The 24,522-nt window shown below is 72.3% G+C and carries 21 protein-coding genes; 14 read left to right on the forward strand and 7 right to left on the reverse strand.

The annotated features are described in order from the left end of the window. Positions 1–128: 128 nt before the first annotated feature. Positions 129–2,912 (forward strand): class III lanthionine synthetase LanKC N-terminal domain-containing protein, encoded by a 2,784-nt coding sequence (locus tag MMF93_RS26625; protein ID WP_242755440.1) that lies wholly within the window; start codon positions 129–131, stop codon positions 2,910–2,912. 51 nt (positions 2,913–2,963) lie between these two features. Here the strand turns inward: MMF93_RS26625 and gcl are convergent, their stop codons facing one another. From gcl to MMF93_RS26645, 4 genes are all read right to left on the reverse strand, one after another. Further along, positions 2,964–4,733, reverse strand: a complete 1,770-nt coding sequence (gene gcl / locus MMF93_RS26630; protein ID WP_242757794.1) for a glyoxylate carboligase — start codon at positions 4,731–4,733, stop codon at positions 2,964–2,966. Between the two features lie 160 nt (positions 4,734–4,893). Further along, complete coding sequence (locus MMF93_RS26635) at positions 4,894–5,826, reverse strand: 2-hydroxy-3-oxopropionate reductase (protein WP_274709551.1); 933 nt, start codon at positions 5,824–5,826, stop codon at positions 4,894–4,896. Positions 5,827–5,885: 59 nt separating this feature from the next. Then, positions 5,886–6,704 carry a TIM barrel protein gene (locus MMF93_RS26640; protein WP_242755444.1) on the reverse strand — a complete coding sequence of 273 codons (819 nt, stop codon included), beginning with the start codon at positions 6,702–6,704 and terminating at the stop codon, positions 5,886–5,888. Positions 6,705–6,936: 232 nt separating this feature from the next. Further along, positions 6,937–7,818 carry an SAM-dependent methyltransferase gene (locus MMF93_RS26645; protein ID WP_242755446.1) on the reverse strand — a complete coding sequence of 294 codons (882 nt, stop codon included), beginning with the start codon at positions 7,816–7,818 and terminating at the stop codon, positions 6,937–6,939. A gap of 247 nt (positions 7,819–8,065) precedes the next feature. Here MMF93_RS26645 and MMF93_RS26650 point away from each other — a divergent pair, with 247 nt between their 5' ends. From MMF93_RS26650 to MMF93_RS26685, 8 genes are all read left to right on the forward strand, one after another. Continuing rightward, entirely contained in the window at positions 8,066–8,971 is a 906-nt protein-coding gene (locus tag MMF93_RS26650) for a helix-turn-helix domain-containing protein (RefSeq protein WP_242755448.1), read from the forward strand. A gap of 36 nt (positions 8,972–9,007) precedes the next feature. Next, on the forward strand, positions 9,008–9,283 hold the full coding sequence (locus MMF93_RS26655) for a YkoF family thiamine-binding protein (RefSeq protein WP_242755450.1): 276 nt from the start codon (positions 9,008–9,010) through the stop codon (positions 9,281–9,283). Next, positions 9,283–9,663 (forward strand): helix-turn-helix domain-containing protein, encoded by a 381-nt coding sequence (locus MMF93_RS26660; RefSeq protein ID WP_242755452.1) that lies wholly within the window; start codon positions 9,283–9,285, stop codon positions 9,661–9,663. Before MMF93_RS26655 ends, MMF93_RS26660 begins: the two co-directional genes overlap by 1 nt. A 167-nt stretch (positions 9,664–9,830) precedes the next feature. Continuing rightward, positions 9,831–10,349, forward strand: a complete 519-nt coding sequence (gene uraD / locus MMF93_RS26665) for a 2-oxo-4-hydroxy-4-carboxy-5-ureidoimidazoline decarboxylase (RefSeq protein ID WP_242755454.1) — start codon at positions 9,831–9,833, stop codon at positions 10,347–10,349. Beyond that, positions 10,346–10,786, forward strand: coding sequence for a hydroxyisourate hydrolase (locus MMF93_RS26670; RefSeq protein WP_242755455.1), 441 nt, complete (start codon positions 10,346–10,348; stop codon positions 10,784–10,786). The genes uraD and MMF93_RS26670 overlap by 4 nt, the downstream gene beginning before the upstream one ends. A gap of 5 nt (positions 10,787–10,791) precedes the next feature. Continuing rightward, positions 10,792–11,727 carry a factor-independent urate hydroxylase gene (gene pucL, locus MMF93_RS26675; RefSeq protein WP_242755456.1) on the forward strand — a complete coding sequence of 312 codons (936 nt, stop codon included), beginning with the start codon at positions 10,792–10,794 and terminating at the stop codon, positions 11,725–11,727. A gap of 196 nt (positions 11,728–11,923) precedes the next feature. Further along, entirely contained in the window at positions 11,924–13,321 is a 1,398-nt protein-coding gene (locus MMF93_RS26680; protein ID WP_242755457.1) for an 8-oxoguanine deaminase, read from the forward strand. A 312-nt stretch (positions 13,322–13,633) separates the two neighbouring features. Continuing rightward, a complete protein-coding gene (locus MMF93_RS26685; protein ID WP_423835535.1) occupies positions 13,634–15,148 on the forward strand; it encodes a nucleobase:cation symporter-2 family protein in 1,515 nt (504 codons plus the stop codon). A 170-nt stretch (positions 15,149–15,318) separates the two neighbouring features. Here MMF93_RS26685 and MMF93_RS26690 read toward each other — a convergent pair whose 3' ends face one another. From MMF93_RS26690 to MMF93_RS26700, 3 genes are all read right to left on the reverse strand, one after another. Then, entirely contained in the window at positions 15,319–16,014 is a 696-nt protein-coding gene (locus MMF93_RS26690) for a helix-turn-helix domain-containing protein (RefSeq protein WP_242755458.1), read from the reverse strand. A 142-nt stretch (positions 16,015–16,156) separates the two neighbouring features. Next, positions 16,157–16,891: a dipeptidase PepE gene (gene pepE / locus MMF93_RS26695; RefSeq protein WP_242755459.1), complete on the reverse strand. Its 735-nt coding sequence runs from the start codon at positions 16,889–16,891 to the stop codon at positions 16,157–16,159. Between the two features lie 91 nt (positions 16,892–16,982). Then, positions 16,983–17,828: an IclR family transcriptional regulator gene (locus tag MMF93_RS26700; protein WP_423835536.1), complete on the reverse strand. Its 846-nt coding sequence runs from the start codon at positions 17,826–17,828 to the stop codon at positions 16,983–16,985. Positions 17,829–18,410: 582 nt separating this feature from the next. Here MMF93_RS26700 and MMF93_RS26705 point away from each other — a divergent pair. The 5 genes from MMF93_RS26705 (at position 18,411) to MMF93_RS26725 (ending at position 24,517) form a co-directional block, all read left to right on the forward strand. Next, positions 18,411–19,403, forward strand: coding sequence for a DUF1177 domain-containing protein (locus MMF93_RS26705; RefSeq protein WP_242755462.1), 993 nt, complete (start codon positions 18,411–18,413; stop codon positions 19,401–19,403). A 178-nt stretch (positions 19,404–19,581) separates the two neighbouring features. Next, a complete protein-coding gene (locus MMF93_RS26710) occupies positions 19,582–21,297 on the forward strand; it encodes an OPT/YSL family transporter (protein WP_242755464.1) in 1,716 nt (571 codons plus the stop codon). A 14-nt stretch (positions 21,298–21,311) separates the two neighbouring features. Next, on the forward strand, positions 21,312–22,127 hold the full coding sequence (locus tag MMF93_RS26715) for an AroM family protein (RefSeq protein ID WP_242755466.1): 816 nt from the start codon (positions 21,312–21,314) through the stop codon (positions 22,125–22,127). A gap of 82 nt (positions 22,128–22,209) precedes the next feature. Further along, positions 22,210–22,680, forward strand: a complete 471-nt coding sequence (locus MMF93_RS26720; protein ID WP_242755468.1) for a GNAT family N-acetyltransferase — start codon at positions 22,210–22,212, stop codon at positions 22,678–22,680. Between the two features lie 334 nt (positions 22,681–23,014). Then, a complete protein-coding gene (locus MMF93_RS26725; protein ID WP_242757796.1) occupies positions 23,015–24,517 on the forward strand; it encodes a YfcC family protein in 1,503 nt (500 codons plus the stop codon). Positions 24,518–24,522: the final 5 nt, after the last annotated feature.

The following is a 24,522-nucleotide window of genomic DNA, read 5'->3' on the forward strand; positions in this document are numbered from 1 at the left end:
CCGCACGCCGGCGGACCGGCGGTGGCACGAAGATCGGCCGACCGCACGGTCCGGCGGTTCGGCGGCCCCGGGCCGCCGCTCAGCTCCGCTGACTGCTGAGGGACCAACGCCTTGGGGGAGTCGGGTCGATGACGGACTGGAACGCGCTGGGCAGCCTGCGCGCGCTCGTCGGGGAACCGGCTCCTCCGGGGCACCCGGCGGTCACGGGGACGCACGTGGTCACCCCGGGACCGCACTGGGTACACGTGCGGCCCCGCGAGGCGGACCCGCTGCCCGGCGAGGGCTGGAAGCTGCACATCTCCTCCCGGGCCGCCACCCTCCCCGCGCTCGCCGAGGTGCTGCTGCCCAGGCTCGTGCGGGAGCGGTGCCGCTTCAAGGTCGTGCGCACCGCGCGGGCGCTCGCCCTCATGAACGACGGGCAGCGCAGCCCCGCCTCGGTCGGCAAGGCCGTCACGGTCTACCCGTCCGCCGGGCGGGTCCGCGAGCTGGGCCTGGAGCTGGCCGCGCTGCTGCGCGGCCACGAGGGCCCCCGGGTGCTCAGCGACCGCCGGGTCGCCCCCGACGCACCCGTCTACTACCGGTACGGCCCCTTCCGGGCGCAGTGGCACGCGGGGGACAAGGGCACCCTCGTGGTCCGGCTGCACGGCGAGGACGGCGAGCCCTTCGACGCGGCCGCCACCCTCGGCTACCGGCAACCGTCCTGGGCCCGCGACCCCTTCACCCCCGAGGCCGCCGGCGAGGTGCCGGCGCCGGACGACCCCGGTGACCCGGATCACGGTGACCCGGACCACGGCGCGGGCGCCGCCGGAGCACCGCTGCTGGGCGGGCGCTACCGCGTGCTGGAGGGTCTGCAGGAGTCGGCGCGCGGCAACGTCTACCGCGCCGAGGACACCCGCGCCCCCGAGCCGGCCCACGGTGCGGCGCGCCCCACCCTCGTCGTCAAGCAGGCGCGCGCCTTCGTGGCCGAGAGCGCGGACGGCGCGGACGTACGGGCGCGGCTGCGCAACGAGCGGCGGGTGCTGGAGGCCTGCGCCGGCGTGCCCGGCATCCCCGCCTTCGTCGACCACTTCGCGCACGAGGCGGACGAGTACCTGGTCACCACGGATGCCGGAGACACCAACCTGCTCCGCCACGTGCGCAGGAACGGCGCACTGCTGCCGCCGGGACCCGGGCCAGGATCCGGCGGTGAGGGGCGGGAGGAGCGCGCGGAGCGGGGGCGGCGCGAGGAGCGCTTCGCCCGGCTGTGCCAAGACCTGGCCACCACGCTGCGGGCGCTGCACGAGCGGGGCGTGGTCATGCGGGACATCTCGCCGCGGAACGTCGTACTGGGCCCGCGCCGTGCCCACCTGATCGACTTCGGCATCTCCGCGCTCGACGGCTTCCACCTGCCCGGCGGGACCCCCGGGTTCGCCCCCCGCGAGCAGCTCGACAAGACGGCTCCTCCCCGCCCCGAGGACGACCACTTCGCGCTGGGCATGGTCCTCGCCTACGCCGCGACGGGGCTGCTGCCCGTGGTGGGGGCCGCCACCACCCGGCTGGCGCGCGAGCGGCAACTCGCCTGCCTCGCGGCCGTGTACGGCGCAAGCCGCGCCGCGCTGCGGACCACGCTGGCCCAGCTGCTGAGCGGCGACGCGGACGCCGGGCGCGGCGCCCTGCTGGCCCTGGCCACCCAACCCCCGGCGCCGGAACCCGCACCGGCACCCGCGCCCGCGCCCGTGCCGGCACCCGCACCCGTGCCGGTACCTGCCCCGGCATCGGCGCCCGCCCCCGGGCCCCGCCCGGCCGGGCTGCCGTCCCACCCGGCGGGAGCCGCTGTGGGCGCGCACCTGGCGCAGGCGGTGCGGGAGGCGCTGCTGTCGGGGGTCGCCGACTACCAGTTCGGCGGCGAGTACGCCGACTTCCCCGCCGTGGACGCGAGCCTCTACACCGGCAGCGCGGGCGTCGGCCTCGAACTGCTGCACCACAGGGAGGAGCCCGGCGTCGCCAAGGTCCTCGACCAGCTCGCCGCGCACGCGCACGACGGGCTGTGCCGCGTCGCGCTGCCGCCCGGGCTCTTCTCGGGGCGTACCGGCACCGAGCTCTTCCTCGCCAGGGCACGCGCGGCCGGTGTGGCCGTACCCGAGGGGGAGCGGCCCGGTGGCACCGACTGGAGCGCGCCGGAGCCGGAGACTGACGTGATCAGCGGCCGTGCGGGAGTGGGCCTGGCCGCCCTGGCGCTGGGCGACCTGGACGCGGCACGCGAGCAGGCCACCCGTCTGGCCGCGCTGCCGCCGCGCACCGACCCGCCCCACGAGGACGACGCGAGCGGCAGCGACCCCGGATTCGGCTACGCGCACGGGTTCGTCGGAACGACCGACCTCCTGCTGCTCGTCGCGGCCCGCACCCCCGGCGACTCCGCTCTGCTGCGCGCCGCGCACACCCACGCGCGCGAACTGGCCCGCCGCACGGTGCGGCTGGCCGCCGCCTCGCGCGGCCCCGAGGCCCTGCCGATGGTGGCCTCCTGGTGCCGCGGCCTGGCGGGCGCCGCCCGTACGCTCCAGCACGCCGGCGAACTCTTCGAGGACGAGGCGGACTTCGTAGCGGGCGCCGAACAGGCCGCGCTGGCCGCCGCCGCGTGGGTGCCGCGCATGGAGACGCTGGGGCAGTGCTGCGGCGCCAGTGGCGTGGGCACCATGCTGGTGGAGCTGGCGCGGGCGAGGGGAGACGACCGCTGGCTGGAGGCCGCGCACGAGGTGGCACGCCATCTGCTGCGGCGCAGTCTCGGCCCCGACGAGGCGCCCGTGCTGCTGAACACCGAGCACCAGGAGACCCCGTACTCCTGGGCGCAGGGGTACGCCGGGCTCCTCACCTTCCTGCGCCGCCTGGAGCGGCCCGAGAGCCCCGACGTGCTCGGCCCCGCCCCCTCGCGGTGAGGGAGCGGGGCCGGCGGCGCACAGGAGAGGGCGGGGCGGGCCGCCCGGGCCTCAGCCCAGCGGCACCGTGGCCGTCGGCGCGTGGGACGCCTCGGTGGCCAGCTCCTCGAACTCGTTGACCGAGCCGATGTCGCTGCCGCTCATCGAGATGTTGGTGATCCGCTCCAGGATCGCCTCCACCACGACGGGCACCCGGTGCTCGGCGGCGATCTTCTTCGCCTCCTCGAAGGCGGGCAGCAGCTTGTCCGGCTCGGTGACGCGGATCGCCTTGCAGCCCAGGCCCTCGGCGACCTTGACGTGGTCGACGCCGTAGGCCCCCAGCTCCGGGGTGTTGATGTTCTCGAACTCCAGGTTGACCTGGAAGTCCATGTCGAACCCGCGCTGCGCCTGGCGGATCAGGCCCAGGTAGGAGTTGTTGACCAGCACGTGCACGTACGGGATCCGGTGCTGCGCGCCGACGGCCAGTTCCTCGATCATGAACTGGAAGTCGTAGTCGCCCGACAGCGCGACGACGCTCGCCTCCGGGTCCGCCTTGGCGACGCCGAGGGCGGCCGGGACTGTCCAGCCCAGCGGGCCCGCCTGGCCGCAGTTGATCCAGTGCCGCGGCCGGTAGACGTGCAGGAACTGCGCGCCCGCGATCTGCGAGAGGCCGATGGTGGACACGTAGCGGGTCTCGGGCCCGAAGGCGCGGTTCATCTCCTCGTAGACGCGCTGCGGCTTGAGCGGCACGTTGTCGAAGTGCGTGCGGCGCTGCAGCTCGCCCTTGCGCTGCCGGGCGGTGTCCGCCCACTTGGCCAGGTCCTTGAGCCGCCCGGCGGCCTTGCGCTCCTTGGCGACCTCGACGAAGAGGGCCAGCGCGGCGTGCGCGTCGGAGACGATCCCGTAGTCCGGCGCGAAGATCTTGCCGATCTGGGTCGGCTCGATGTCCACGTGGACGAAGGTGCGGCCCTCGGTGTAGGCGCCCAGCGCGCCCGTGTGGCGGTTGGCCCAGCGGTTGCCGATGCCCAGGACGAAGTCCGACTCCAGGAACGTGGAGTTGCCGTACCGGTGCGAGGTCTGCAGGCCGACCATCCCGGCGTGCAGCGCGTGGTCGTCACCGATCGCGCCCCAGCCCATCAGGGTCGGCACGACGGGGACGCCGGTCAGCTCGGCGAACTCGACCAGCAGGTCGGACGCGTCGGCGTTGATGATGCCGCCGCCCGCCACGATCAGCGGCCGGTCGGCCTCGGCCAGCATGTCCAGGGCCTTTTCGACCTGTTTGCGGGTCGCGGCCGGCCGGTGCGGGACCAGCGGCTCGTAGGTGTCGACGTCGAACTCGATCTCCGTCTGCTGGACGTCGATCGGCAGGTCGATCAGGACCGGTCCCGGGCGGCCCGAGCGCATCAGGTGGAACGCCTCCTGGAAGACGCCCGGCACCTGCGCTGCCTCCTTGACGGTGGTGGCCTTCTTGGTGACCGGGGCCGCGATGGAGGCGATGTCGACGGCCTGGAAGTCCTCCTTCTCGATCACCGCGACGGGCGCCTGGCCCGTGATGCACAGGATCGGGATGGAGTCACCGAGCGCCGAGTAGAGGCCGGTGATCATGTCGGTGCCGGCCGGGCCCGAGGTGCCGATGCACACGCCGATGTTGCCGGGCGCGGTACGGGTGTAGCCCTCGGCCATGTGCGAGGCGCCCTCGACGTGGCGGGCGAGCGTGTGCTCGACGCCGCCGGCGGCGCGCAGGGCGGCGTAGAACGGGTTGATCGCGGCACCCGGCACGCCGAACGCGACATCCACACCCTCACGCTTGAGGATCTCAACTGCCGCACGGGCAGCGGTCATACGAGCCATCGAACTCTCCTGGTTCGGTGCAGGTGGTACCCGGGCGGCGGCGCCTGGGCGCGACAGGACAGTGTCGACGCCGCCGCCCGGAGTCGGTGGGTGTAAGCCCGCAGGTCAGGAACCGGGAGGGGTGTCCGGGGTGACCCGGGTGGGGCGTTCCTCAGTTGGCGCCGTCGGGGTTCTCGCCCGACAGCCGCTTGACGCTGCGCACCAGCGCCGAGTGGTCGAGCCCGCCGTCGCCCTGCGCACGCAGCGAGGCGACGAGCTGGGCGACCAGCGCACCGGCCGGAACGGCGGCGCCGACGGCGCGGGCCGCGTCGGTCACGATGCCCATGTCCTTGTGGTGCAGGTCGATCTTGAAGCCGGGCTGGTAGTCGCCGGCCAGGATGCTGTCCTTCTTGCGGGTCAGCACGGTGGAGCCCGCCAGGCCGCCGTTGAGCACGTCGAGCGCCGCGCCCAGGTCCACGCCGGACTTCTTGAGGAAGACCACGGCCTCGGCCACGGCCTCGATGTTGACGGCGACGATCAGCTGGTTGGCCGCCTTGACGGTCTGGCCCGAGCCGGCCGGGCCGCACAGCACGATCGTCTTGCCGAGCGCCTCGAGGATCGGCTTCGCCGCGTCGAAGTCCTCCTGCTCGCCGCCGACCATGATGGAGAGCACGGCCTCGATCGCGCCGGCCTCGCCGCCGGAGACCGGGGCGTCGATGGCACGGACGCCCTTGGCCTTGGCGGCCGCGGCGACCTCGATGGAGGTCTGCGGGGTGATCGAGGACATGTCGATGATGAGGCCACCCTCGCGGATGTTCTCCAGGACGCCGCCCTCGTGCAGCACGACGGCCTCGACCTGCGGGGAGGCCGGAACCATCGTGATCACGACGTCGGCGTCCTTGACGGCCTCCGCGATGGAGGAGGCGCCCTTGCCGCCGTCCTTGGCGAACTGCTCGACCTTCTCGGTCTCCAGCGTGTACGCCGTGACGTCGTAGCCCGCCTTGAGCAGGTTGCGGGCCATGGGGTCGCCCATGATGCCCAGACCGATGAAGCCGATCTTCGTGTTGCCGGCCGTGTGAGCCATGACTGCTTGCCTTTCGCAGATCCTGTCGTTGCCCGCCCCGCGCACGGGGCACTGCCCCGGACCGCGTCCGGGGCGGGTGATTACTTGCTGAGCCAGCCGAAGGAGGCCGCGCTGCCGTTGTCGCCGGGCTTGTACTCCAGCCCGATCAGACCGTCGTATCCGGCCTTGTCGAGCCGGCCGATGAGGTCGTCGAAGTCGAGGGAGCCGGTGCCCGGCGCGCCGCGGCCCGGGTTGTCCGCGATCTGCACGTGCCCGGTCTTGGCGGCGTAGCGCTCGATGACGCCCGCCAGGTCCTCGCCGTTCATGGACAGGTGGTAGAGGTCCATGAGGAACCGCGCGTTGCCCAGCCCGGTCGCCTCGTTCACCTTGTCGACGAGCTCGACCGCCTTCGGGGCGCTCACCAGCGGGCACTTGGGCGATTCGGGCGCGTTGAGCGCCTCGATCAGCAGGACGCCGCCCACCCGGTCGGCCTCCCGCGCCGCCAGCACGAGGTTCTCCAGCGCGAGTTCGTCCTGCTCCTGCTCGGTGGCGCCCTCGACGCGGTTGCCGTAGAGGGCGTTGAACGCCTTGCAGCCCAGCGACTGGGCGAAGTCCGCGGCCACCTCGAGGTTGGCGCGGAACCTCTCCGACTCCCGGCCGGGGAGGGACAGGGCGCCCCGGTCCGGGCCCGGGAGCTGTCCCGCGTAGAAGTTCAGCCCGGTGAGCTGGACGCCCGCGTCCTCGATGGCGCTGCGCAGCGCGTCGAGCTCCGCGCGCTCGGGCACGGGGGCGTCGACCCAGGGCCACCACAGCTCGATCTTGTCGAATCCCGCGGCAGCGGCGGCCGCCGGGCGCTCCAGCAGGGGCAGCTCGGTGAAGAGGATCGAGGCGTTGACGGTGAACCGGTCCGAGGAGACCACTGCGACCGCCCTCCCTTCCTTGGTGTTTCGTCCAGTGAGCGCGTCGAGTAATTCCGTATGGTGAAACTCGTATTCTGCTCACTGGAAGATTGCTCTGCGGGTGGCCGTCCTGTCAAGAGCCGCAGCCGGCCGCGGGCAGTCGCAGTCGGTCCCCGGGCAGCGAGAAGCCCCGGGCACCGTCGGGATGACGGAGCCCGGGGCTCGGTCGCGCACGCGCTGCCGGCGCGCCTGCTCAGGGCTTGCGGGCGACCCCCGCCCACATGCTCACGAGCGCGTCGGTGGTGTCCCCCGGATCGTGCGGAGGCAGGTTCACGACCTGCGAGGTGTCCTCGTCCGGGTGCCAGCGGTGGGGCACCTCGATGCCCGGCTCGACGAGGTCGAGCCCCTCGAAGAAGCGGGCGAACTCCCCCTTCGGCCGCACCTGGGCGCTGCCCCCGTCCATCTTGTAGACCTCCATGGCCTGCTCCCACTCCTCGGGCGCGAAGTCCGGGGTGCACTGGGAGAGGACGACGTAGCTGCCGGCGGGTATCGCCTCGACCAGGTGCCGGACGATGCCGTGCGCGTCGTGCTCGTCGGTGATGTAGTGCAGCAGCCCCACCAGGCACAGGGCGACCGGCCTGTCGAGGTCGAGCGTCTCGCGCACCTGCGCGGAGTGCAGGATGGTGTCGGGCCGGGTGATGTCCGCGTCCACGTACGCCGTGCGCCCCTCGGCCGAGCCGGTCAGCAGGGCGCGGGCGTGTGCGAGCACGATCGGATCGTTGTCCGCGTACACGACGCGCGACCGCGGCACCATCGCCTGCACCACCTCGTGCAGGTTGGGGCTGGTGGGGATGCCGGTGCCGATGTCCAGGAACTGGTGGATGCCGCGCTCGGCCAGGAACCGCGCGGCGCGGTGCATGAAGGCGCGGTTGGCGCGGGCGGCGTTGCGGAAGCCGGGGAAGGCGGCCAGCAGCTTCTCGGCCACCTCACGGTCCGGCGGGAAGTTGGTCTTGCCGCCCAGGAAGTAGTCGTAGATGCGGGCGCTGTGGTGCCGGTCGAGGCCCAGGTCGCGCCCGCTGTGCGGTGGCCTTGCGGCACGCTCCGTCCGCCGTCGCCGCTCGCCGTTCCGGTCCATGTGTCTGCCCCTGTCGTCAGGCCTGAGCTGTGGGCGGCATCGTAGTGGCCCCGGGTGTGCGGAGTGCTCCATTCCGCGACGTCAACTACCGCGTCCGTAAGGGTGGTTGCGGGGTTCCCCGTGAGGGAGTATGGAGGCGTCGCGGCGGACACGGGCCCGCCGGGGCGCGTATTCTCCCGGTGCCTGTACCGGACCGGTGCTCAGGTGCCACACTGTCGTGACCGCCCAGTCACCCTTGGGAGTCGGAATGTCCGCCATGATGCAGCCGTCAGGGGCGCCTTCGCGTGGGGGCGCGCCAGAAGCGCCGAACGGCCCCACCGCGCTGCGCATCATCCTGGGTGTCAAGCTGCGCAGGTTGCGGCAGGCGCTGGACATCTCCCGGGAGGACGCCGGCCGCGCCATCCGCGGCTCCCACGCCAAGATCACCCGGCTGGAGCGCGGTCAGGTCGGCGCCAAGGAACGCGACCTGCGGGATCTGCTGACGCTCTACGGCATCCACGATCCCGAGGAGCGCGAGGGATTCTTCGACCTCGCCCGCCAGGCCAACTCGCCGGGCTGGTGGTACCAGTACTCGGACGTGCTGGAGGACTGGTTCGAGCTGCACCTCGGCCTGGAGGACGCGGCCTCCCTGATCAGGACGTACGAGGTCCAGTTCCTGCCGGGGCTGTTGCAGACCGAGGAGTACGCGCACGCCGTCAGCCGCCTCGGCTATCCCAACACCGAGCCCCGCAAGGTCGCGCGGATCGTGGATCTGCGCATGGCCCGCCAGAAGCTGCTGCACCGCTCGGACCCGCCGCACCTGTGGGCCGTGGTCGACGAGGCCGTGGTCCGCCGGCCCTTCGGCGGTGCGGAGGTGATGCGGGCGCAGCTGGAGCACCTGCTGAAGATCGTGCGGCTGCCCCACGTCACCCTCCAGGTCGCGCCCTTCGAGGTGACCGCGGCGGCGGCCGGCACGCCGGTGACGCTGCTCAGGTTCGCCGACCCCGACCTGCCCGACAAGGTCTACCTGGAGCACCTGACCAACGCGGTCTACCTCGACAAGCCCGGCGAGATCGACCAGTACACGCTGATCATGGACCGGCTGTGCGCCGAGGCGTTCTCGCCGACGGAGACGGTCTCCTTCATCGAGGAGCTCCTGGAGGAGCTGCCCTGAGCAGCCCGGGGCGGCGCCCTCGGTAGTGTGTGGCGCATGGAACGCTTGCGTGTGGAGTTCACGACCGAGCCTTTCGATCTCGACGAGGCTCCGCAGCACGCTGTCGTGGCCCGTCAGGTCGTCCAGGGCGCGGCACTGGATGCCGTGGACGTCGGCCCCTTCGGCAACACCGCCGAGGGCTCGGGTGAGCAGGTGCTGGCGGCCGTGACCGAGCTGCTGCGCCGCTCCTTGGAGGCGGGGGCGACCCGGGTCTCCCTGCAGGTCAACGTGATCGGCCAGGACGAGGGCTGGAGCGGGGAGGACGAGGGCTGATGGGGGACGGGCCGCACGCCGCCCATCCGTTCGTCGTGGCGGTCAAGCCGCTGGTCGACGCCATGGGCGGGGCGATGGTGGAGCCGGAGCAGGCGCAGGGGGACGACGTGGTCCTCGCCTGGGAGGGCGAGGACGTGGTGGCCGTGCGGCTGCCGCACCTGTCCGACTCCCTCGACCACCTCCTGGCCGAACTGGAGAGACGGCACGGGGTGCCGCTGGCTCAGCTCGACCGCAGGACCAAGCAGTCGGTGGTCCGGATCCTGGAGACGCGGGGAGCGTTCTCGGTCCGGCACGGCGTGGAGACGGTGGCCGGCGCCCTGGGTGTTTCGCGCTTCACCGTCTACAACTACCTGAACCGGGACAACACCAGCTCGGACTGACGGCCTCCGCTGCCCCGCCGGGGACCGCACACGAGAGCCCGCCATGCTTCCGCATGGCGGGCTTTCGTTTCCAAGATGTCGAAAAGGCTTCAACAAACTGTTGACGTGGTGTTGCCGGGGGACTTAGCTATTCCCAGCCCGAACAGCACCACGGCCACGGAGGTCCCGTGACTTCGCGTTCGACGCCAGGTCTCACCTGGCTCAACACCGCCAAGGACACCGAGGCGCGCGCCGCGCTCCACGACGTGTGCGCCGCACGAAGCTGGGGGAGCGCGCTGCTCACCCGGCGACCGTACGACAGCGCCGAGGCTCTTCTCGCGGCGAGTGACGAGGCCACCGGGGCTCTCACCGACGAGGGTCTCGACGAGGCCATGGCCGGGCACCCGCCCATCGGCCGCCCGAAGCCCGGCGACCCGACCTCGGCCCGCGAACAGCGGAGCATGGCCGGTGCCTCCGAGGCACTGAAGGCGGAGATGCTCGAACTCAACCTGGCCTACCAGGACAAGTTCGGGCACGTGTTCCTCATCTGCGCCACCGGCAAGAGCGGAGAGGAGATGAGGGACGCCGTTCGTCACCGGATCGACAACTCCCCCCGGCAGGAGCGGGAGATCGTGCGGCAGGAGCTGGCGAAGATCAACCGTCTTCGGCTCACCCGCCTTACGGAGAATGGAGCCCCCACGGCATGAGCGACGCGACGAGCACCTCGGTGTCCACGCACATCCTGGACACCAGCCTCGGCCGCCCGGCCGCGGAGGTCGGCGTACAGCTCTTCGTACGCGAGGGTGGCGGACAGGCCGCATGGGCCGCGCACGGGGCGTCGAGAACCGACGCCGACGGGCGCTGCAAGGACTTTCCGGCGCTGCCGGAAGGAACCACGCACGTACGGCTCGTCTTCGAGACGGAGCCGTACTTCGTCGATAAGCACAGCGTGGAACAGCACAGTTCGAATTCGCGCAGCGAGCGCGAAGCCGCGGAACAGCAGGACGCCCCCCGCGTAAGGGACAGCGCACCAGGCAGCTTCTTTCCCGAGGTCACCATCGTGTTCGCGGTCGACCCGGGCGAGCACTACCACGTGCCGCTGCTGCTCAACCCGTTCGGCTACTCCGTGTACCGAGGGAGCTGACACCTATGCCCACGATTCTCGGCCAGAACCAGTACGGCAAGGCGGAGAACCGCGTCGTCAAGATCACGCGGGACGGCGACACCCACCACATCAAGGACCTGAACGTCTCGGTCGCCCTCAGCGGCGACCTGGACGACGTGCACTACTCGGGCTCCAACGCCCACGTCCTGCCGACCGACACCACCAAGAACACCGTGTTCGCCTACGCCAAGGAGCACGGCATCGAGTCGGCCGAGGCGTTCGGCCTCCTGCTGGCCCGGCACTTCGTCGACGACACCGGGCCGATCCACCAGGCCCGGATCCGCATCGAGGAGTACGAGTGGGAGCGCATCGCCACCTCCGACGCCAACTCCAAGTTCATCGGCGCCGACGAGGTCAAGCACTCCTTCGTCCGCAAGGGCCAGGAGACACGCACCGCGCAGATCACCTACGACGGTGACAGCGTCGAGGTGCTCTCCGGTCTGAAGGACCTGACCGTGCTCAACTCCACCAACTCGGAGTTCTGGGGCTACATCAAGGACCGCTACACCACGCTCCAGGAGGACTACGACCGCATCCTGGCCACCTCGGTCAGTGCCGTGTGGCGGCACAACTACACCGGTGCCGAGCAGGAGCGGACGCCCAACTGGGAGAAGTCCTACGCCCAGACGAAGAAGCACATGCTGCACGCCTTCGCCGAGACCTACTCGCTCTCGCTCCAGCAGACCCTCTACCAGATGGGTTCGCGCGTCATCAACAGCCGGCCCGAGGTCGACGAGATCCGTTTCTCGATGCCGAACAAGCACCACTTCCGCGTCGACCTGTCGCCGTTCGACATGAAGAACGAGGCGGCGGACGGTGCGGTCTACTACGCAGCGGACAGGCCCTACGGCCTGATCGAGGCGACGGTCCTCCGCGACGGTGCCACCCCTCGCATCCCCGTGGACATGACCAACCTCTGATCCACCCCCGCCTGCCCCTTCCCACCTCCCAGGGACCCTTCCCGGTCCCCGGACTCCCTCGGCGGGCCCGCTTGTCGCGCGGGCCCGCCCCGGGAGGGCGGTCCGTTCCCTGCGGACCGCGGGGCCCGGGACGGAAGCTCCGCACGGAGACGGGAAGAGCCCTGGCGGGGCCGTAAACCCCCCGAACGAGGACCCCATGGCGGACCAACAAGCCGCGGCTACCGGCCGCATCGTCATCGACAAGTGTGCGATCGCGACGGTCGACGCGCAGGACACCGAGTACGCGAGCGGTCACGTCGTCATCAACGGCAACCGGATCGAGTCGGTCGGTCCGGGTGACGCTCCCGAGGGCCTGCGAGACGTCACGCGCCGCGTCGACGGCACCGGACACCTGCTCACCCCCGGCCTGGTCAACACCCACCACCACTTCTACCAGTGGCTCACCCGCGGTCTGGCCACGGACTCCCCCCTCTTCGACTGGCTGGTCGCCCTCTACCCCACATGGGCACGCGTCGACGAGGAGATGGTGTACGCGGCGGCCCGCGGCTCGCTGGGGATGATGGCGCGCGGCGGTGTCACCACCGCCATGGACCACCACTACGTCTTCCCGCGCGGCGCCGGCGACCTGCTGGGCGCCGAGATACGCGCGGCCGGCGAGCTCGGCGTCCGCTTCACCGCGGCCCGCGGCTCCATGGACCGCGGCACCTCGGACGGCGGGCTGCCGCCGGACTTCGCCGTCGAGACGCTGGAGGGCGCGCTGGCGGAGACCGAGAAGGCCATCGACGCCCATCACGACGCCTCGTTCGGGTCGATGCTGCACGTGGCCGTGGCGCCCTGCTCCCCGTTCTCCGTGTCCACCGAGCTGATGCGCCAGGGCGCCGAGCTGGCCCGCCGCAAGGGCGTGCGCCTGCACACGCACGGCTCGGAGACGGCGGAGGAGGAGAAGTTCTGCCACGAGCTGTTCGGTATGGGCCCGACCGACTACTTCGAGTCCGTCGGCTGGCTGGGCGAGGACGTGTGGATGGCGCACTGCGTCCACATGACCGACGCGGACATCGAGGCGTTCGGCCGCACCGGGACGGGCGCCGCGCACTGCCCCTCGTCCAACGCGCGGCTGGCCGCGGGCACGGCACGGGTCCCCGACATGCTCGCGGCGGGCATACCCGTGGGCCTCGGCGTGGACGGCACCGCCTCCAACGAGTCGGGTGAGCTGCACACCGAGTTGCGCAACGCGCTGCTCATCAACCGCCTCGGCGCGCACAAGGAGAACGCGCTGTCCACCCGCGAGGCGCTGCGTCTGGGCACCCTGGGCGGTGCGCGGGTGCTGGGCCGGGCGCAGGAGACGGGCTCACTGGAGGCGGGGAAGCTCGCCGACGTGGTGCTGTGGAAGCTCGACGGGATCGGGCACTCCACCATCGCCGACCCGGTCGCCGCGCTCGTCCTGGGGGCCGCGGCTCCGGTCACGCTCTCCCTCGTCAACGGCGTACCGGTCGTCGAGGACGGCCGGCTGACCCGCGCGGACGAGGACGACATCGCACGCGGCGCGCGGGACGAGGCCCGCCGCCTCGCCAAGATCGCCGCCGGAGCCGGCTGACCGCCGGCGGACGGCACGGCGGGCCGCCTCGCGGCGGTCCGCGGGCCGGGCGCACACCACCTGGAGCGCCCGGCCGACCCTCAGACACCGGCCGGGGGGGACGGCCCCCGGCCGGTTCGGTTCCACGACGCGGCTCCGGAAACCTGGCTCCTGTCATGCTCCGGACATCCGTACGGGCGCACCGCACCACCGCAGAACGCAGCACACCGCTGCGCCACCCAGCACCACAGCACCACCATCACCACCTTGCACACCGCAGCACCTCCGGAAACTCGAGTGCCGCGACGGCGCCGTAAACGACAGGAGGACCCCGTGGCCAAGACGCCCAGGTTCACCACGCAAGGAAAGACGGCGGACGGCAGTGGGGACGTACCGGGCCAGGACTCACAGGGCTCACCGGACTCACGAAGCCCTGCTGGGACCAAGCACCCGGTCGACCAGGGCATGCCGCCGCTGAAGCTGTTCACCACCGGACTCCAGCACGTCGCCGCGATGTACGCGGGAGTCGTCGCACCCCCGCTCGTCGTCGGCGCAGCGGTGGGGCTCTCTCCGACCGAACTGGCGTTCCTCACCGGGGCCAGTCTCTTCCTCGCCGGCATCGTCACGCTCTTCCAGACGCTCGGCTTCTGGAAGGTCGGCTCCCGGCTGCCCTTCGTCAACGGCGCCACCTTCGCCGCCGTCGCGCCCATGCTGGCGATAGCCAAGTCGTCGGGCCCCGAGGACACGCTCCCCGTCATCTTCGGCGCGACGATGGTGGCCGCCGCGCTCGGCTTCGTCATCGCCCCGTTCTTCTCTAAGCTCATCAGGTTCTTCCCGCCGGTCGTCACCGGCAGCGTCATCACCCTCATCGGCGTCTCGCTGATGCCCGTCTCCTTCAACTGGGCCATGGGCGGCGACGAGAAGAGCCCGCACTACGGCGACTTCGCCAACATCGGCATGGCCGGGCTCACCCTGGTGATCGTTTTGGTGCTGCGCCGCTTCACCACCGGGTTCATGAAGCAGATCGCGGTGCTGATCGGCCTCGTGATCGGCACGCTGATCGCGATACCCGTCGGCATCACGGACTTCACCGCGGTGACGGAGTCCGACCCCGTCGGCTTCCCCACGCCCTTCCACTTCGGCGCCCCGCAGTTCGCGATCCCGGCGATCGTGTCGATGTGTGTGGTGATGCTGGTCTCCATGACCGAGTCCACCGCGGACATGCTCGCCCTGGGCGAGGTCGTGGACCGCCCCGCCGACCGGAAGACCATCGCGGGCGGCCTGCGCGCCGACATGCTGGGCTCCGCGCTCAGCCCCTTCTTCAACGGCTTCATGTGCAGCGCCTTCGCGCAGAACATCGGCCTGGTGGCCATGACCCGGATCCGCAGCAGGTACGTGGTCGCCACCGGGGGCGGCATCCTCATCCTGCTGGGCCTGTCCCCGATGGCCGCCGGGCTGGTCGCCTCCGTGCCGCAACCGGTCCTCGGCGGCGCGGGCGTCGTCCTCTTCGGCTCCGTCGCGGCGAGCGGTATCCAGACGCTCATGAAGGCCGACCTGAGCAAGGACAACAACGTACTGATCGTCGGCACCGCGCTGGCCGTCGGCCTCATACCGATCGCGGCGCCGGACTTCTACCACGCGTTCCCCGACAGCGCGAAGATCATCCTGGACTCCGGCATCTCCACGGGATGCGTCACCGCCATCGTCCTCAACCTGGTCTTCAACCATCTGGGACGCTCCCGCCGCGACGAGGAAGTCGTCGCCCACCCCATGGAGCCGGGAGAAGGCATCTCCTACGAACGGGACGAGCCCGACCCGGTGCCCGGCCCCGACAAGGCCCCCGCGTAACGCGGACACGGCGGCGCACAGGGCGCCGGGAGAGCGACCCTCGCGCTCTCCCGACGCCCTGTCGCTTGTCCGCACGCGGACACGGACACAGCCACGGACACAGCCACGGACACGGCCACAGCCACCGACACGGCCACGGAGCGACAAGGTGCCGGTCGTCTCCCGCAGCCTCAGCCCTCGACGGCCTCCCAGAAGCGGGTCAGGATCTCCTCCAGGAAGGCGCGGCCCGCCTCGCGCGAGGTGGCCGAGGCAGGCTGCCCCCAGCCCAGGGACGCCGCTGCCGTGGACTGGTACCCGGCGTGCAGCGCGCGCAGCCCTTCCACCACGTACTCCCTGGGCAGCGGCACCAGGGCGCCGGCCTGGTCCACGTACGCCTGCCACCTGGTGGTGGCGGCCTTGCGCAGCAGTGCCGCCAACTCCTCGTCCCGCCCGGTGAACTCGATCAGCGCCGGCACCGGCAGCCGCAGCACCCGCGCCAGCGCTTCGGCCTGCCGCGCGTCACCCGTCCAGGCGCCGGTGTCCTCGATGTGGGCGTACGCGTCCGGGGCCATCCCGATCTCCAGCGCGACGTCGGCGCGCGAGACGCCCCGCGCCATGCGGTACTCGCGCAGCGTCCCCGGGCTGCCCATCAGGTCGGCGGCCGAGCACCACAACGCCCCTGCGAGCGCGGCGAGTTGCCGCTCGTCGGGCGCGGCCACCCCCGCCTCCCAGGCGGCGACGGCGCGCCCGTCGACGGCCATGCCGTAGGCGGCGCGCATCCCGTACGCGACGTCGGCCGGTGCCATCCGCAGCTCTTCGCGCAGCCGCCGCGCGGCCGCGCCGTCGAACGAACTCCCCGCCTGCCCCCGTGACGTGCCGTAGTGCATCGGCACACGGTACGGCCCGCACGGGTGACGGCCTACCGTGCGTTCGCCCGAAGCGCGGGATTGGAGAAACCTCTATCGGTTCGGGGTATCCGACGGGTGTGCCGGGGCCAAGGCGGGGCGGCCCCGGAAGGGGACAGGCCCGTCAGGCCGCGCGGTGGTCGAAACGCGCCCGCGCGGACAGCAGGTGGCTCAGGTCGGCGCCGGGCGCGTACTCGGCGGGATCGGCGTCCGTGGTGAACAGGCGGGCGCCCGCCGCGACGCCGCCCAACTCCAGCGCGTCGTCCGCGCGGCGCAGCCAGGTGCCCTCGCGCAGGCCGAGGACGGGCACGTCGTTGTCCTGGAGGAACTGCGTCAGCCGCTCCTCGCGGGTCTCGCCCATGTGGGCACTGCCGGGCTGCGGGTCGAGGTAGTGCGGATTGATCTGGAAGGGGACCAGACCCAGCGTCTCGAAGGAGGCGGGCTGGACGATGGGCATGTCGTTGGTGGTCCGCAGCGTGGGACAGGCCATGTTGGTGCCCGCGCTCGACCCCATGTACGGCACGCCGTCCTGGCGCACGCGCCGGGTGATCGCCTCGGTCAGGCCGCGCTCCTGGAGCGACTTGAGCAGCCGGAAGCTGTTGCCCCCGCCGATGAAGACCGCACGCGCCGCGGCCACGGCCGCCCGCGGGTCGTCCGCCGTGTGCACGCCCGACACGCGGATGCCGAGCCCGTCCATGAAGGAGGCGACCTTCGCCGTGTAGCCGTCGTGATCGGCCAGCGCGTAGGGGACGAACAGCAGCTCCTCGATCCCGGCCAGGTGGTCGGCGATCACCTCGCGGGCGTGGTCGAGGTACGCGCGCCCGGGAGCGGAGGAGTTGGACAGCAGCAACAGCTTCATGGGTGGTTCGGCCTTTCGGTCTCTCGGTGGGAGGCGGTCTCTCGGTGGGAGGCGGTCTCGGTGGGAGGCGGTCTCGGCTTGAGGCCGGCTCTCAGCTTCGGGTGGTCTCCGGGCGGCGGGCGCCCCGCACCCGGCGCGGGGTGAGCAGCTCGCCGAGGTCCTGCGCGGCGGAGCGCAGCGGCTCCAGCAGCTCCTGCTGCTTGCCCGCGAGGTGGGCGTGCGGTCCGACGAGGGTGAGCGAGCCGACCGGCTGTGAGCGCACCAGCACGGGCACGGCCAGACCCGCCGTAGCCGGGTCGTACTCGCCCTCCGAGTACGCGAAGCCGTCCGCCGGCACCCGGCACATCAGCTCCTCCAGCTGGGCCGCGTCGGTGACGGTCAGGTCGCTGAAGCGGGCCATGGGGCGTCCGTAGAGGACCGCCGCACGGGCGCCGGGGGTGAGCATCCCGAAGTAGGCGCGTGAGGTCGCGCCCGCGTGCCCCGGGTAGAGCTCGTCGGCCAGCCGGTAGGCCCGCAGGGGGCCCAGGGTGCCGTCCGCCGAGTCGACGCAGCGCAGGTGCGCCCCGTCGGGCACGGCGAACAGCGCGGTCACCCCGCTGACCGCGGCCAGTTCGCGCAGGGCGGGGCGCACGAGCCCGGCCATGCCGCCGTGCCGCTCCCAGGCGGTCGCCATGTGCCAGACGGCGGGACCGAGCCGGTAGCGCCGGGTGACGGCGTCGGAGACCAGGAAGCCCCGGTGCGCGAGGGAGGCCAGGAGCCGCTGGGTGACCGACTTGTCCCAGCCGCACTCCGCCGCCAGGTCGGTCACGCCCCACTCCTCGCGGTCGTGGGTGAAGGCGAGCAGGACCTGCAGAGCGCGGTCCGCGGTCTGGAGCGGTGCTCCTCGATCGGTAGTCACGCCTCGCACTCTACCGTTACCCGATTCACTGTCCCTCATATAGGGAAAAGGTTGCTCTCTCGGAATCGTGGGAGCACGCTGGCCGCAACGGCCGACGGCTACCCCGACCCGGCCGACCCGCCCGCCCCCGGGGTCCGGCCCGCACCCGGCCCCCGGGACGGGCACCGACCCGCCCACGCCCACCCCTCGTGCGAGGCCGGATCGGACCGCACGCGGCGCCCACGCTCATGGGAGCAGGCCCGGACCGCGCGGCGGCCCCGTACGTCGTCCCCCCGGGGCGGCACCGGGCCCGCACGCCGGAAACCGTGCCGCCCCCAGTAGGCCCGCGCCTCGCCGCGGTACCTCCGAGCCGTCCACGGCGCGGGAACCACCTCGGCGCACCACCGGTGCACCTCGCTCCGGCGAACCACCGGCGCACTCGGCTTCGGCGCACCACCGGTGCATCCGGCTCCGGCGTACCGCCGGGTGTCCCGCACCGGAACGCCGCAGCGAGCCCGCACACGCCGCCCACGCGGCGCGCCACGCGGGCGACGCCCCGCACCGGCACGCCCGACGCCCCGCTTCGGCCCGTCCGACGCACCCCTCCCGCACAATCGCACGACCCGTACCAAGGAGCCCACGGTGCTCAAGCACGTACTCGACGTCATCGACCTTCTCGACCGGCCGCAGGCCGACGGGCACGCGCTCGCCGCCCATCTGCGCGGCGTGCTCGACCAGGCGCTCACCCAGGCGGGCCACCCGGATCCGGCGGCGGCTGCCGAGCGGGTGGAGATCTCCGTGACCCGCGTCGAGGGCGCCAAGGGGGGCACCGACTTCGTGAAGGTCGTCGTGCCGGGCCGCTCGGGCAGCGGCGCGGGCGGCAGCGCGCCCACCCTCGGCATCCTCGGCCGGCTCGGCGGCGTCGGTGCCCGCCCCGAGCGCACGGGCATCGTCTCGGACGCGGACGGCGCCGTGGCGGCACTGGCGGCGGCGGCCAAGCTGCTGGACATGTACGGGCGCGGCGACGTGCTCGAAGGCGACGTCATCCTCAGCACCCACGTGTGCCCCGACGCGCCGACCCGGCCGCACGACCCGGTGCCGTTCATGGACTCGCCCGTCTCGATCCTCGACTGCAACCGCGAGGAGATCGACGTGGCCATGGACGCCGTCGTCTCCATCGACACCACCAAGGGCAACCGGCTGCTCAACCACCGCGGTGTCGCCCTCTCGCCGACGGTCAAGGAGGGGTGGATCCTGCGGGTCAGCGACGACCTGCTGGGCCTGCTGGAGACCGTGACGGGCGAGGACGCGCACGTGCTGCCGATCACCACCCAGGACATCACGCCCTACGGCAACGGCGTCCACCACATCAACTCGATCATGCAGCCGTGCGTGGCGACCTCCGCACCCGTGGTGGGTCTGGCGCTGACCACGGGTCCTGCCGTCGCGGGCTGCGCGACGGGCGCCAGCCACGAGAGCGACATCGCCGCGGCGGGGCGGTTCGCCGTCGAGGCCGCGAAGGAGTACGGACGAGGGGCGGCCCGCTTCCACGACGCGGACGAGTTCGCCCGGCTGCTCGACCTCTACGGCCCCATGACCCGCCTCCAGTCGACCGAGGGAGCGACGCAGGAGTGACCCCCGCGAGCGGCCCGGCGCCCCGCGGGGCGACCCGGCCGCCGCCCCTGGTGCGGAACCGGGGCCCTCGCCCGGCCGTGCCCTCTCCGGCCGCCGGCCGGGAGAGGGCACAGGGCGGCTCCCGCCGGCCCACCGCACCACCCACGCACCGCATGCGCACCCGGAAAGACAGATCCGCATGAGCACTTCATCCCAGGCCTCCGCCCCGGAAACGGCGCGGACCCACCCCAGAGCACTGGAGCCGGTCACCCTCGTGGTGACGGTCCTGCTCTCCGTCCTCGGAGCCGTGATCGGCCTCGTCCTGATCACCACGCTGGGCATCGCGCCGAACACCTCCGTCATCGGGGCGCTCATCGCCATGCTGATCGGACGGATCTCCTTCGCGGCGCTGTCGCGGATGCGGGACCCCCAGCGGCAGAACCTCGTGCAGTCCGCGATCTCCGGCTCCACCTTCGCCGCGGCGAACTCGCTGGTCACCCCGATCGCCGTGCCGTTCCTGCTGGGCAAGCCGGGACTGGTGTGGCCGATGCTGGGCGGCGCGGTCATCGGGCTGGTCGTGGACAGCTGGGTGCTCTACCGGGTGTTCGACTCGCGGCTGCTGCCCGCCGCCGCCGCGTGGCCTGCCGGGATCGCCGCCGCCGAGACGATCAAGGCGGGTGACGAGGGCGGCCGCAAGGCCAAGCTGCTCGGCCTCAGCGCGGTCATCGGCTTCGTCGGCTCGCTCTTCAAGCTCCCGATGAGCGCGGCGGGCGTGGCCTTCCTGGGCAACATCTGGGCGCTGCTGATGTTCGGCGTCGGCCTGCTGGTGGCGCAGTACGCGCCGACGCTGCTCGACGTCGACCTGTCGGCCAACTACGTGCCGCACGGTGTCATGATCGGCGCGGGCCTCGTCGCGCTGGTGCAGGCGGTGCTGATGATGCGGGACCGCAAGGGCGGCAAGGGCGGGAGCGGCGCGAAGGGGACCGCCTCCGGCGCGGCACGTCCGGCGCGGGACGCCGAGGGCCGCTTCGACCCCGAGGTCCGTACGGTCGACTCCCGGCGGCTGCGGCGCGGACTGCTGGAAGGGCTCGCCCTCTTCCTCGTCGGCGCCCTCTTCATCGCCTTCACGGGCGGTGTGCTCGCCGACATGAGCGGCGTGGGGCTGGTGGGCTGGGTGCTGCTCGCCGGGGTCGCCGCACTGGTGCACCAGCTCATCGTGGGCCTGGCGGCCATGCACTCGGGCTGGTTCCCCGCCTTCGCCGTCACCCTCATCTTCCTGATCCTGGGCCTCGTGCTGGGCATCCCGATGGTGCCGCTGGCCCTGCTGGTCGGCTACGCCGCCTCGACAGGGCCCGCGTTCGCCGACGTCGGCTTCGACTTCAAGGCCGGCTGGCTGCTGCGCAAGGGCGCCGTGCCCTGGCACCCGTACGAGATGGCGGGGCGGCGGCAGCAGTACGTCGCCCAGCTCGTCGGCTTCGCGGTGGCCATCCTCGTCGTGGCTCTCGCCTGGAAGCCGTTCTTCGAGGACGGCAGGGTGCCGCCGGTCGCCCAGGTGTACGTCGACACCATCAAGGCGGGGCTCACCGACACGCACGCGCTGACGATGATGGCGCTGTGGGCGATCCCCGGCGCGCTGATCCAGTTCTTCGGCGGCTCCTCGCGCCAGATGGGCGTGCTGCTGGCGACCGGTCTGCTGGTCGCGACCCCGCAGGCGGGCTGGCTGGTCCTCGCCGCGCTCGCCGTCAGGGTCGGCTACAGCCGCTGGAAGGCGCGGAACAGGACACGGACCGGCGCGGACCCGTCAGCCGAGGCGGACCCGTCGGCCGACGCGGACAACGAACTGGCGCTGGTCGGTGCAGGACTGGTGGCCGGCAGCTCGTTGAACGACGTCAGCCAGATCTACAAGGCGGTGTGAGCATGCGAGGCGGCATGAGCGGGCGGGCCGAAACGGCGACGCCGGACGGCGGCAGGGGGACCCTGGGCCTGGTCACCATCGGGCAGGCGCCCCGCACCGACCTGGCCGGGGACCTCGAACCCTGGCTCGGCGGGCTGCGCGTGAGCGAGCACGGCGCGCTGGACAACGACGTCTTCGACGGCCCGGAGGGGCAGCGCACCCGCGCCGCCCTGGCCCCGGCCCCCGACGAGGCACCGCTGATCTCCCGGCTGCGCGACGGCACCTCCGCCGTTCTGGGCCACGACGCGCTGGCACCGCGCATGCGGGACGCCGTCGCCCGCTGCGCGGCGGACGGCGCGGCGGCCACGCTGCTGCTGTGCACCGGCAACTTCCCGCCTGTCCCACCCGTCCGCGGGGAGGGACCCGTCGGCGGGGAAGGGACCTGGCGGGGCCCGCACCCCGTCCTCTACGCCGAGTCCCTGGTCCAGCGCGGGGTCCGCGCGCTGGTCGGCGACGCCCCGGTGGGTATCGTCTGCCCGCTCGCCGAACAGCGCGCGGACGTGGCACGCCGCTGGTCCCAGCTGCTGCCGGGGCCGCTGCGCGCCGCTCCCGCCAACCCGTACGCGGCCGACGCCCACGACGCTGTCGCCGCGGCGGCGCGGCGCCTGGTGGAGGAGGGCAGCCACTGGATCGTGCTGGACTGCATCGGTTACACCGAGTCGATGCGCCGCGCCGCCGCCTTGGCCGCTGCCCGCCCGGTCCTGCTGGCCCGCGCGCTCGCCGTGCGGCTGGCCGCGGAGGCCGCGACGGCCGCGTCCGGCGACTGCACGCACGGCTCAACGGACGGCTGAGCGGACGGATGAACGCACGGCTGAACGGCCGGCTGGATGGACCGCACCGCCGCGCGGCGGCCGGGCCCGCTACCCTGCGGGCATGATCCGCGCCGCCGTCCCCGCCGATGTTCCCGTTCTGCACGCGATGATCCGTGAACTCGCCGAGTACGAGCGGGCGCCGGAGGAAGCCCGTGCGACGCGGGAGCAGCTGCGGGAGGCGCTCTTCGGTGCGCACCCCGCCGTCCACGCGCATCTCGCGGAGGACGAGACGGGCGAGCCCGTGGGCTTCGCACTGTGGTTCCTCAGCTTCTCCACCTGGCGCGGGGTGCACGGCATCCACCTGGAGGACCTCTACGTCCGCCCGGCCGCGCGCGGCGGCGGGCACGGCAAGGCACTGCTGACCCGGCTGGCCCGGCTGTGCGCCGAGCGCGGCTACGAGCGCCTGGAGTGGTCCGTCCTGGACTGGAACGCGCCCTCGATCGCCTTCTACGAGGCGCTCGGTGCCCGCCCGCAGGACGGCTGGACGGTCTACCGCCTCACGGACGAGGCGCTCAAGACGCTGGGCGCCTGACCAAGCCCTTCCCCGCACGGGCCCGAACGGGCGCGGACACCCGCTCCCTCCCTGCCGCGTCGACTTCCAGTGCCTCGATCCGGTCGCCCTCCGGACCCTCAGCCAGTTCTGTCCGTTATGGTCCATTGGTGCCGTTATGCTGCGCTATGTTGCTGGCTTGTTGGCTTGCTGTGTGTCATCCGGGATGTGACACCGACGCAGGAAAGAGGAGCGGGGCGTGGGCGGAGCCGAGGACCCTTCCAGAAACGGAGCTTCGAGGAAGGGAGCCTCGAAGAGCGAAGCCCCGGAGAGCGGAGCCTCGGAGAGCGCCGCCTCGGAGAGCAGAGGCGGGGACATCTCGGGGAACGGCAGCCGGGGGTTCACCTTCCCCAGCGCGCTGACGGTCCTGGCGCTGGTCACCCTCCTGGTGTGGGTGATCGCCTTCTTCGTCCCCTCGGGCCGCTACGAGCGCGACGCCGACGGGGCGCCCCGGCAGGGCACCTACCACAGGGAGCCGTCCGGACTCGGCTTCCTCGACCGGCTCACCGACCTGTTCCTCTCGCCGGTCAACGGCCTCTACGGCGTCCAGGACCGCGAGACGGGCCAGGTGGCCCCCGACGCCGTCGGCGAACTCTACGGCGCCGCGGGGGTCTTCCTGTTCGTGCTCGCCATCGGCGCCTTCATCACCGTCGTCTTCGCGACCGGAGCCATGGACCGCGGCATCGGCCGCCTCGCCCACCGGCTGCGCGAGCGCGGCGCGCTGCTGATCGTCGGTGTGATGCTGATCTTCTCGCTGCTGGGCACCGTGGAGGGCTTCGCCGAGGAGACGCTCGGCTTCTACGGACTGATCGTCCCGCTGATGCTCGCCCTGGGCTACGACCGGATGGTGGCCACCGGCACCATCATCCTCGGCGCCGGGACCGGGGTCCTGTGCTCGACGGTCAACCCGTTCGCCACCGGCGTCGCCTCCTCCGCCGCCGACATCTCCCTCGGCGACGGCATCGTGCTGCGCGCCGCGATGTGGGTGGTGTTGACGGCGGTCACCATCGCCTACGTCGTCCGCTACGCGCGCCGCGTACGGGTCAGGCCCGAGCGCTCGCTGTCCGGTTTCCTGCCCGGGGACCGCGACCGCGCCGAGGTGCGCTCCGACGCCGCGGAGCCGCCGCCGCTGACAGGTACGCACAAGATTGTCCTGGTGACCGTCGTGCTGGTCTTCGCCTTCATGATCTTCTCGGTGATCCCGTGGGCGAGCGCGCTGAGCGGCGACGCGGACGCCGCCCCCTACGGCTGGGAACCCGGCTGGTCCTTCCCGCAGCTCGCGGCGCTGTTCCTCTGCGCCGCGATCCTGGTGGGCCTTTTGACGCGGATGGGGGAGCAGCGGTTCACGGCGACGTTCGTGGAGGGCGTCGGCGACTTCGTCTCGCCCGCGCTGGTGATCGTGCTGGCCCGTGGCGTGACGGTCCTCATGAACAACGCGAAGATCACCGACACCGTGCTGCACTCCATCGAGGGCGCCGTCACCGGGGTGCCCTCCGCGCTGTTCAGCATCATGATCTTCGTCGTCAACCTGCCCCTCGCCTTCCTCATCCCCTCCACCTCGGGCCACGCCACCCTCGCCATGCCCATCCTGGCGCCGCTCGCCGACTTCGCGGGCGTCTCCCGCGCGGTCGTCGTCACCGCCTGGCAGGCGGCCAGCGGCTGGATGAACCTGTGGGTCCCCACCACGGCCGTCATCATGGGCGGCATCTCACTGGCCCGGGTCGGCTACGACCGCTACCTGCGCTTCGCCGCCCCGCTGTTGGGCCTCCTCGCGCTCCTGATCGCCGGTTTCGTTGCGCTGGGCGCCGTCTGGTCGTAGCCGTG

Source organism: Streptomyces tubbatahanensis, from assembly GCF_022699385.1.
Lineage (GTDB): Bacteria > Actinomycetota > Actinomycetes > Streptomycetales > Streptomycetaceae > Streptomyces > Streptomyces diacarni.

What these genes read in the sequence shown, in the direction of transcription:
- MMF93_RS26720 (WP_242755468.1), top strand. Translation starts at nt 22,210, where the DNA reads ATGATCCGCGCCGCCGTCCCCGCCGATGTTCCCGTTCTGCACGCGATG.
- pucL (WP_242755456.1), top strand. Translation starts at nt 10,792, where the DNA reads ATGCCCACGATTCTCGGCCAGAACCAGTACGGCAAGGCGGAGAACCGC.
- MMF93_RS26660 (WP_242755452.1), top strand. Translation starts at nt 9,283, where the DNA reads ATGGGGGACGGGCCGCACGCCGCCCATCCGTTCGTCGTGGCGGTCAAG.
- pepE (WP_242755459.1), bottom strand. Translation starts at nt 16,891, where the DNA reads ATGAAGCTGTTGCTGCTGTCCAACTCCTCCGCTCCCGGGCGCGCGTAC.
- MMF93_RS26655 (WP_242755450.1), top strand. Translation starts at nt 9,008, where the DNA reads ATGGAACGCTTGCGTGTGGAGTTCACGACCGAGCCTTTCGATCTCGAC.
- MMF93_RS26645 (WP_242755446.1), bottom strand. Translation starts at nt 7,818, where the DNA reads ATGGACCGGAACGGCGAGCGGCGACGGCGGACGGAGCGTGCCGCAAGG.
- MMF93_RS26650 (WP_242755448.1), top strand. Translation starts at nt 8,066, where the DNA reads ATGTCCGCCATGATGCAGCCGTCAGGGGCGCCTTCGCGTGGGGGCGCG.
- MMF93_RS26700 (WP_423835536.1), bottom strand. Translation starts at nt 17,828, where the DNA reads ATGAGGGACAGTGAATCGGGTAACGGTAGAGTGCGAGGCGTGACTACC.
- MMF93_RS26715 (WP_242755466.1), top strand. Translation starts at nt 21,312, where the DNA reads ATGAGCGGGCGGGCCGAAACGGCGACGCCGGACGGCGGCAGGGGGACC.
- gcl (WP_242757794.1), bottom strand. Translation starts at nt 4,733, where the DNA reads ATGACCGCTGCCCGTGCGGCAGTTGAGATCCTCAAGCGTGAGGGTGTG.
- MMF93_RS26690 (WP_242755458.1), bottom strand. Translation starts at nt 16,014, where the DNA reads ATGCACTACGGCACGTCACGGGGGCAGGCGGGGAGTTCGTTCGACGGC.
- MMF93_RS26710 (WP_242755464.1), top strand. Translation starts at nt 19,582, where the DNA reads ATGAGCACTTCATCCCAGGCCTCCGCCCCGGAAACGGCGCGGACCCAC.
- MMF93_RS26670 (WP_242755455.1), top strand. Translation starts at nt 10,346, where the DNA reads ATGAGCGACGCGACGAGCACCTCGGTGTCCACGCACATCCTGGACACC.
- MMF93_RS26680 (WP_242755457.1), top strand. Translation starts at nt 11,924, where the DNA reads ATGGCGGACCAACAAGCCGCGGCTACCGGCCGCATCGTCATCGACAAG.
- MMF93_RS26625 (WP_242755440.1), top strand. Translation starts at nt 129, where the DNA reads ATGACGGACTGGAACGCGCTGGGCAGCCTGCGCGCGCTCGTCGGGGAA.